The sequence below is a fragment of the Saccharomonospora azurea NA-128 genome (assembly GCF_000231055.2).
GTDB classification, from domain to species: Bacteria; Actinomycetota; Actinomycetes; order Mycobacteriales; family Pseudonocardiaceae; genus Saccharomonospora; species Saccharomonospora azurea.
The window spans coordinates 3,147,597-3,155,382 of the sequence record NZ_CM001466.1 but is presented as its reverse complement, the minus strand read 5'-3'; the positions used below and the strand labels follow the sequence as shown (position 1 = coordinate 3,155,382).

Annotated in this window: 7 protein-coding genes and 1 tRNA gene; 4 read left to right on the top strand and 4 right to left on the bottom strand. The window is 70.7% G+C overall.

Translation table 11 applies throughout. The features are described 5' to 3' along the window. Window positions 1–1,254, top strand: a 1,254-nt coding sequence (locus tag SACAZDRAFT_RS23835; RefSeq protein ID WP_232286276.1) for a helix-turn-helix transcriptional regulator, incomplete at its 5' end; no start/stop codon positions are given. Between the two features lie 93 nt (window positions 1,255–1,347). Beyond that, window positions 1,348–1,905 (top strand): dihydrofolate reductase family protein, encoded by a 558-nt coding sequence (locus SACAZDRAFT_RS14295; RefSeq protein ID WP_005442851.1) that lies wholly within the window; start codon window positions 1,348–1,350, stop codon window positions 1,903–1,905. A gap of 76 nt (window positions 1,906–1,981) precedes the next feature. Here SACAZDRAFT_RS14295 and SACAZDRAFT_RS14290 read toward each other — a convergent pair. The 3 genes from SACAZDRAFT_RS14290 to SACAZDRAFT_RS14280 all read right to left on the bottom strand — a co-directional run bounded on the left by SACAZDRAFT_RS14290 (window position 1,982) and on the right by SACAZDRAFT_RS14280 (window position 4,599). Then, a tRNA-Ser gene (locus tag SACAZDRAFT_RS14290) sits at window positions 1,982–2,066 on the bottom strand. A gap of 22 nt (window positions 2,067–2,088) precedes the next feature. Next, window positions 2,089–2,565 carry a MarR family winged helix-turn-helix transcriptional regulator gene (locus tag SACAZDRAFT_RS14285; protein ID WP_005442849.1) on the bottom strand — a complete coding sequence of 159 codons (477 nt, stop codon included), beginning with the start codon at window positions 2,563–2,565 and terminating at the stop codon, window positions 2,089–2,091. Window positions 2,566–3,069: 504 nt separating this feature from the next. Then, window positions 3,070–4,599, bottom strand: coding sequence for a M28 family metallopeptidase (locus tag SACAZDRAFT_RS14280; RefSeq protein WP_005442848.1), 1,530 nt, complete (start codon window positions 4,597–4,599; stop codon window positions 3,070–3,072). A gap of 117 nt (window positions 4,600–4,716) precedes the next feature. Here SACAZDRAFT_RS14280 and SACAZDRAFT_RS14275 point away from each other — a divergent pair, with 117 nt between their 5' ends. Further along, window positions 4,717–5,691, top strand: a complete 975-nt coding sequence (locus SACAZDRAFT_RS14275) for an NAD(P)H-quinone oxidoreductase (protein ID WP_005442847.1) — start codon at window positions 4,717–4,719, stop codon at window positions 5,689–5,691. Window positions 5,692–5,707: 16 nt separating this feature from the next. On the opposite strand, the gene SACAZDRAFT_RS14270 is transcribed toward SACAZDRAFT_RS14275, so the two are convergent. After that, window positions 5,708–6,907 carry a cysteine desulfurase-like protein gene (locus SACAZDRAFT_RS14270; protein ID WP_005442846.1) on the bottom strand — a complete coding sequence of 400 codons (1,200 nt, stop codon included), beginning with the start codon at window positions 6,905–6,907 and terminating at the stop codon, window positions 5,708–5,710. Between the two features lie 146 nt (window positions 6,908–7,053). Here SACAZDRAFT_RS14270 and SACAZDRAFT_RS14265 point away from each other — a divergent pair, with 146 nt between their 5' ends. Beyond that, window positions 7,054–7,602: a bacterial proteasome activator family protein gene (locus tag SACAZDRAFT_RS14265; protein ID WP_005442844.1), complete on the top strand. Its 549-nt coding sequence runs from the start codon at window positions 7,054–7,056 to the stop codon at window positions 7,600–7,602. Window positions 7,603–7,786: the final 184 nt, after the last annotated feature.

The window sequence follows — 7,786 nt, the reverse complement described above, 5'->3', positions numbered from 1 at the left end:
CTGCGGGCGTGCGTGACCGCGCTCGACGCCGTGCGGGCCCGGTTGACCGCCGACGCCGACGGGGCGCTCGCCTCGGCCGAGGCCGCGCAACGGGACCTCGGGGGCACCGGGGCCTTCCACCCGGCCGGGACACTCCCCGCACTGGTGCGTGTCGCCCGCGGTGTCGCGCTGCTACGGCACGGGGACTTCGACCTCGCCCGGGCGGTGCTGGAGGACACGGCGGCGCGGCCGGACGGGCGGACACTCGCCGCGGTGCACGCCGACTGCCTCGCACACCTCGCGCTGACCGACGCCGTCGAGGGCTACCTGACGCGAGCGGAGCACACGGCCACCGAATCGCTGACCGCCCTGACACGGCACACATCGCCGTTCGACGGGCACGCCGCCGCGCACATCGCACTCGCGCTGGTGGCCCTCGACCGCTGCGACCCGGGCACGGCGTGGAGCCACGCGACGACGGCCGAACCCGCGCCGGAACCGCTCACCCGGCACCTCGCCCACCGGATCACCGCCGGAGTGGAGGCGGCCGAGGGACATCCGGCCGCGGCCGCGAGCCGCCTGCACGCCGCGCTCACCGAGGCCGCTCCGACCGACCCCTGGGCGGCGGACCATCTGCGGGTCGAAGCGGCGCGGCTCGCCCTCGTGGAGGGCCACCCGGACCTGGCGTTGCACGAACTCGGCTCGCTCGGCCGGGTCGACGGCGCCCCGGCCCCCGCGGCGCATCCCGATGCGGCGGCCGTGCGCGCTGCCGCACACCTCCGGCGCAACGAGGACAGCCGAGCACAGCAGATCCTGGCGACGGTGGCCGACGGGTCCGTCGCCCTGCGGCCGCGCGTGGCGGCGCTGCTCGTGGAAGCCGAACGCCGCCTGCGACACCGCTCACCGCTTCGCAGCGCGCCCGTGCTCGACACCGCACTGCGGCTGGCCGCACCCGAACGGCTCCGGCTGCCGTTCCGCCAGGCCGGACCCGACGTGCGCCACGTGCTGGCCACCGACCCGAGGGGCACCCAGTACTGGCTGGGACGACTCGCCGAGACTCCCCCCACACCGCCGGTCGAGGCACTCACCGCCCGCGAACGCGAGGTGCTGCGCCACCTCACCGACCTGCTCACCACCGAGGAGATCGCCGAGGCCATGGTGGTCTCCGTCAACACCGTCCGCACACACGTGCGCGGCATCCTGCGCAAACTCGGCGTCAACCGCCGCTACGCCGCCGTCCGGCGGGCGAGAGAACTCGGCCTCCTCGACGACTGAGCCCGGAGCGGCACTTTCCGGCCGGCCGATGAGTTCCGGGCCCCACTGTGGTCACACCTCACGAACCACCGCGCTCACACCCGAAGGAGCCCCATGGCCAAGCTCGTCTACTCGATGGTCTCCTCGCTCGACGGCTACGTCGAAGCACCGGACGGCGGCATCGGCACCGGAGCCGAGGACGAGGAGGTGCACACCTTCGTGGGCGACGTCTTCCGCTCGGTCGGCACCTATCTCTACGGCAGGCGGATGTACGAGACGATGGTCTTCTGGGAGACCGTGCCCCAGGAAGCCGACGTGCCGCCGCACATCCGGCAGTACGCCCGCGACTGGCAGGCCGCGGAGAAGATCGTGTACTCCACGACGCTGGAGTCGGTGTCCAGCGCGAAGACCCGGATCGAGCGGACGTTCGACCCGGACGCGGTGCGCGCGCTCAAGGCCGAGGCCGAGCACGACCTCACCGTCGACGGCCCGAACCTCGCCGCCCAGGCGATCGCCGCCGGCCTGGTGGACGAGTACCACCTGCTCGTCACCACCAGCGTCGTGGGCGGCGGCAAGCGGTTCTTCCCCGACGGCGTGCGCCTCGATCTCGAACTGGTCGAGCAGCGCACCTTCGACAGCGGACTGATCTACGCGCGCTACCGGAACTGCTGAGGCGATACGACACAGGGCGAACACCGATCGACGGGAAGCGACCCCGCCCGACAGTGTTCGCCCTGGTCAGTACGTGCGGAAGCGGAGGGATTTGAACCCCCGGACGGTTGCCCGTCGCTCGCTTTCAAGGCGAGTGCATTCGACCGCTCTGCCACGCTTCCCTGCGGGCCCTAGCCTAACGTCTCAGTCCGCCAGCTCCGACAGGTGTGCGAGGACACGCGAGAACGCGCGGCCCATGATCTGTTGCTCCTGGTCGGTCAGCAGGTTCACGAAGTGCGCGCGCACACCGTCCACGTGGACCGGCGCCGAGCGCTCCAACAGGCGCGCGCCCTCCTCGGTCAGTTGCGCCGCCACACCCCTGCGGTCGCCGAACTGGCGCAACCGCCGCACGAGGCCCGCCGCCTCCATGCGCCCGATCTGGTGGGACAACCGGCTCTTGGTGGAGCCGAGCATCGTGGCGAGTTCGGTCATGCGCATCGCGCCGCCATCGGCCGCCGACAGGCACACGAGCACCTCGTAGTCGATGAGCGACACGTCCCGCTGGTCGACGAGCTCCCGGTGGAGGCGTTGCCGGAGCATCAGCGTCGAGACGATGTACGAGCGCCAGACCGTCATCTCCTCGTCGCTCAACCACTGCGCCTCGCCGTTTCTCTCGCCCATGAACACGCAGAGTAGACACCCGCGATCACACCGTTGAGAACGGCATCCCCATTCGGGAATCGTCGAAAGAAATCGTCGCTGAAACGTTGGCGAAAGTGGGTGTGAAGACGCTCCGGATCGGGCAGTCGAGTGTCAACGGTTCGGCCGGACCGGACAAGGGCCTTCACCGAAGTCCCGGTCCGATCGGCCCCCGGGAAAGGTCAGGTGGTGTGGTGACGAATGATTCCACGCGGTTGACCGTCCCGTTGCACTGACGGCGGGAGCTGTAGCCCCACGGCCGAGGTGGCTTGATCCGGCCGGTCGTGAAGAAGGGCAGTCCGGGACGCGAGAAGTGCTTGTCTTCGCATCTGGCATCACGTCCGGATCCGCCGCTGGCGTTCGGGCGAATGCCCGTCCCTCCGGTGCAACCGCATTTCGCACGAAAACCTCGGTAAGCAACCCGGGTGCGGGCAGGCAGTGCGCTGCCACCCGCACCCGGGCTGACGTGTGTGCGACCAGCGCCGATCAGGCGGTCACGGCGTCACCGTGCGCCGCGGTGGTGGCCAGGACACTCTGGGCCGCGCGCTGCTCGGCGATCTTGGCCCGGTTCTTGGGGGCCTCCGGCGCGATGCCGTTGATGTCCTCGGTGCTCAGCGCGTACGTGGCGGTGACGTACGCCATCGCGTCGGCGTTGCGGTCGAGCGCGACCCGGTCGACGTTGCCGAGGTCGTCGCACGCCTGGTGGTAGCAGGAGTCGTACGCCTCACCGGCGGTGCCGCCCCACAGCGCGGCCTCCTCCTCGGTCTTGATGCCCTCGGCACCGGTGAACAGGCCACCGGCCGGGATGCCCACCGCGATGAACTCGCCGTAGTCGGAGCGGCCGTCGAAGTCCTTCTCACCGGTCGCGACGCCGACCTCGTTCTCGAGGTATTCGACGAACGCCCGCTCGATCTGGGCCGAACCGTACGGGCCGGGGCCGGAGCCCTCCTGCGCCGAGTCGTCACCGTCGTACACGAAGTAGCCCGCGTTCGGCGAGCCGATCATGTCGAAGTTCAGGTACAGGGCGATGTCGAGCTGCTCCTCGAAGGACAGCGAGTTGACGTAGTGCGTCGAGCCGACGAGGCCGAACTCCTCGGCGCCCCACCACGCGAACCGCACCGCGTTGTTGACCTTCGGCTTCGAGCCCATCGAGAGCGCGGTCTCCAGCAACGCCACCGAGCCGGTGCCGTTGTCGTTGATGCCGGGGCCTGCCGGGTCGCTGTCGAGGTGCGCACCCGCCATCACGACGTTGTCCTTGCGGCCGGTCTGCGTCTCGGCGATCACGTTGTAGGTGGTGCGCTCCTCCATGAGGGCGCGCAGCTCCAGGGTGATCTCCTGGCCGTCGAGCGCGGCCAGCGCCTCGCCGTCGGCCTGCGTGATGCCGCCCGAGGGCACGTGCCCGTCGTTCACCTCGCCGAGCGTGCCGTTGACCGGCCCGTCCTCGTTGTTGTAGACGAGAACGGCCACGGCGCCCGCCTCACCGGCGGCCACGCTCTTCTCCGAGAACGAGCACGAGCCGCGCTGCACGAGCGCGATCGCCCCGGTCACGTCGCCGTAGTCGGACGCCTCGCAGCCCGGGGTGTCGTCCGGGGCGACCGCGGCGATCGGCGCGGTGAGACCGCCTTCCTCGGTGGACGGGCTGTAGCTCATGATCGTCACCGGGATTTCGGTGCCGTCGGCGACGAGCTTCTCGGCCAGCGTCTCGGAGTAGTAGAACGGGAACTCCTGGCGCGTGACGTCGAACCCGGCCCGCTCCAGCTTCGTCGCGACGTACTCGGCGGAGGCGTTGTAGCCCTCCGTGCTCGACGCGCGGTTCCCGTCGTGGGTGTCGGCGATCCGCTGCAGGGCGGTGAGGTGCCGGTTCATCTTCTGGATGTTGACCTGCTTGGTCAACCGGTCGGGAAGCTTCGAGTCGGCCTTCGGCGCGGCCATCGCCGAACCCGCGCCGACGAACGCCAGACTCACGCACGCCGCGACGGCGACGGCCGGTCTCAACCTCGATCGCAGAGATGACATATGCAATTCCCCTTCGTCACAGTGACGGGTCACTTTTGTGCTTTCCGCGCAGAAAATCAAGGACCATTGGTAGGAACGTGTTCGGCCGGCGTCCGTACGGTGACATAGAGTCGACGCATGCGCGCGATCATGCTCCACGAATCGGGTGACCCCGACGTCCTGACATTGACCGAGGTCGACGATCCGAGCGCGGGCCCCGGCGAGGTCGTCGTCGACATCGCGGCGAGTGCCGTGAACCGGGCCGACCTCCTGCAGCGACAGGGCCATTACCCGCCCCCGCCGGGCGCGAGCGACATCCTCGGGCTGGAATGTTCGGGCACGATCGCCGAACTGGGCGAGGGAGTCACGGGCTGGCAGGTGGGCGACCAGGTGTGCGCTCTGCTGACGAGCGGCGGATACGCGGAGAAGGTCGCCGTGCCCGTGGGGCAGCTGCTGCCCGTGCCCGGCGAGGTGGAACTCGTCGCCGCGGCGGCTCTGCCCGAGGTGGCGTGCACGGTGTGGTCGAACCTCGTCATGACGGCCCGCCTCGCCGAGGGCGAGACACTGCTGGTGCACGGGGGCGCGGGCGGTATCGGCACGCACGCCATCCAGGTCGGCAAGGCCCTGGGCGCCACGGTCGCCGTCACCGTCGGCTCCGACGAGCGGGCCGAGCGGTGCCGCCGGCTCGGCGCCGACCTCGCGATCAACTACCGCGAGCAGGACTTCGTCGAGGTCGTCAAGGCCGAGTACGGCGGCGCCGACGTCATCCTCGACAACATGGGCGCCCGGTACCTGGAGCGCAACGTCGACACGTTGACCGACGGCGGCAGGCTCGTCGTCATCGGCATGCAGGGCGGCCGCAAGGCCGAGCTGGACCTCGGGAAGATGCTCCGCAAGCGCGCGAGCGTCACCGCCACGGCCCTGCGTTCCCGGTCGCTCGAACAAAAGGCCGCGATCGTCGAGGACGTCCGGGAACGCCTGTGGCCGCTGGTGGAACAGGGCGTGGTGCAGCCGGTGATCGGCGAGGCGTTCCCGCTCGCCCGCGCGAGCGACGCGCACCGGGCGCTCGAGGAGGGCGGCGTCTTCGGGAAGGTGCTGCTGACGGTGCGCTGAGCGCCCGAGGAAACGCTCAGCCCAGTTCCTCCAGCACGCGCACGAGCTGGTTGACCTCGAAGACGTTCGAGTAGTGGGCGAGGCCGATGCGCACGGCGCCACCGACCTCGCCCACACCGAGCGCGGCGAAGACCCCGGTGCTGCCCTCGTCGGCGAACGCGCAGACGTTCCTCGACGACAGGTGCCGGGCCACGTCGGCGGCCTTGCGGTCGGCGACGGTGAACGCGAGGGTGGGGATCCGTCGTGTGGCACTGCCGATGACCATGACGTGTGGCAGCGCGTGCAGTTCGGTGGACAGCTGCGCGAGCAGGCCCGCGTGGTACGACTTCGCCGAGCCCAACGACGTGAGCAGCCGTTCCCGGCGGGAGCCCGCCGCGGCGTCGTCGAGCCCGGCCAGGTAGTCGATCGACGCCACGACGCCCGCCAGCAGCGGGTACGCGTGCGGTCCGAGTTCGAGCCTCTCGGCTCCGGTGGCCAGCGGGTCGAGCGCCCTCGACGGGATCTGCTCCAGCAGCCCGGGGTCCCGGAAGACCAGCGCTCCCACCGCGGGGCCACCCCACGCCTGCGCGGACAGCACCACGACGTCGGCGCCCAGGGCGTCGAGGTCGAGGGGCACGAACGGCGCCGCGTAGGTCGCGTCGACGACCACGATCGCGCCGGCCTTCTTGGCGATCTCCACGACGGTCGCCACGTCGGGGCGGGTGCCCACGGACCCGGACGCGCACGTCACCGACACGGCCTTCGTGCGCGGCCCCACCAGCTCCTCGTACTGCCAGGCGGGCAGCTCGCAGGTCTCGATGTCGATCTCGCCCCACGACACCGTGCCGCCGACCCGCTTCATCGCCCGCACCCACGGCGCGATGTTGGCCTGCTCGTCGAGTCGGGAGAGCACGACGTCGTCACCGAGCGTCCACGTCTCCGACAGCGCGTCCACCAGCCGGTCGAGCAGCACGGTGGCGCTCGGACCGAGGACCACACCCTCGGGTTCCGCACCGGCCAGGTCGGCGATCGCCCGCCGCGCGGCGGCCACGATGCTCTCCGCGCGTTCGGAGGCCGGGAACGTCCCGCCGGGCCCGGAGACCGGCGCCCGCATCGCCGTCGACACCGCCGAGGCGACCTGTTCGGGCACCAGCATTCCGGCCGAACCGTCGAAATGAATCCAGCCGTCACCCAAAGCGGGAAACAACCCACGTATCCGAGCGACGTCGAACGCCATGCGGACACCGTACGGACCAGTAATCTCGCAGTGCGTTCGGGGTTGGAGTCGATGAGTCCGGCGCCGCTGCTGAGGCCGGATCACGCCGAAGCGCCACTATCCTGGATGGCGGAGCGAGGCGTCCCGCAACAACCAGGATGGAGCCCATGACGGAGCCGAACGCACACAACAAGCAACTGGACGGGTCGCAGCACGTCGTGGTGGTCGGGCCGGACGGATCGCCGGTGGGAGCCGCCCGCCTCGACGCCGACCAGGAGAAGGCCGAGTCGGTCGGCGACATGGTGGAGGAACCCGCCAAGGTGATGCGGATCGGCACCATGATCAAGCAGCTGCTGGAGGAGGTGCGCAGCGCACCGCTCGACGACGCCAGCCGCAATCGCCTCCGCGAGATCCACTCGACCTCGGTGAAGGAGCTGGAGCAGGCGCTGGCGCCGGAGCTGCAGGAGGAGTTGGAGCGGCTCGTCGCCCCCTTCACCGACGACAGCACGCCGTCGGACGCCGAGCTGCGGGTCGCTCAGGCCCAGCTCGTGGGGTGGCTCGAAGGCCTCTTCCACGGCATCCAGACAGCCCTGTTCGCCCAGCAGATGGCGGCTCGGGTGCAGCTGGAGCAGATGCGTCGCGGCCTGCCGCAGGGCGGTCACCACGGTGGCGAGTCCCACGGTCCGAGCCTGGGCAGCACCGGCCAGTACCTCTGAGCTTCGGAGCTCGTGAGCCTCAGCGAGAGGGTCGTCCGCGGTTCGGGCGGCCCTCTTGGTGTGTGTGCGGCTCCTGGCAGGTCAGCGCGCGTCCCCGTGCACCGCCCGTGCCGCCGCGTCGAGCACGCGTGCCGCTCCCCGGCCGTCCACGACCTCGGCGGCGGCCGACGCCATCCGCCGGCGC

What these genes read in the sequence shown, in the direction of transcription:
- SACAZDRAFT_RS14295 (WP_005442851.1), top strand. Translation starts at nt 1,348, where the DNA reads ATGGCCAAGCTCGTCTACTCGATGGTCTCCTCGCTCGACGGCTACGTC.
- SACAZDRAFT_RS14285 (WP_005442849.1), bottom strand. Translation starts at nt 2,565, where the DNA reads ATGGGCGAGAGAAACGGCGAGGCGCAGTGGTTGAGCGACGAGGAGATG.
- SACAZDRAFT_RS14265 (WP_005442844.1), top strand. Translation starts at nt 7,054, where the DNA reads ATGACGGAGCCGAACGCACACAACAAGCAACTGGACGGGTCGCAGCAC.
- SACAZDRAFT_RS14280 (WP_005442848.1), bottom strand. Translation starts at nt 4,599, where the DNA reads ATGTCATCTCTGCGATCGAGGTTGAGACCGGCCGTCGCCGTCGCGGCG.
- SACAZDRAFT_RS14275 (WP_005442847.1), top strand. Translation starts at nt 4,717, where the DNA reads ATGCGCGCGATCATGCTCCACGAATCGGGTGACCCCGACGTCCTGACA.
- SACAZDRAFT_RS14270 (WP_005442846.1), bottom strand. Translation starts at nt 6,907, where the DNA reads ATGGCGTTCGACGTCGCTCGGATACGTGGGTTGTTTCCCGCTTTGGGT.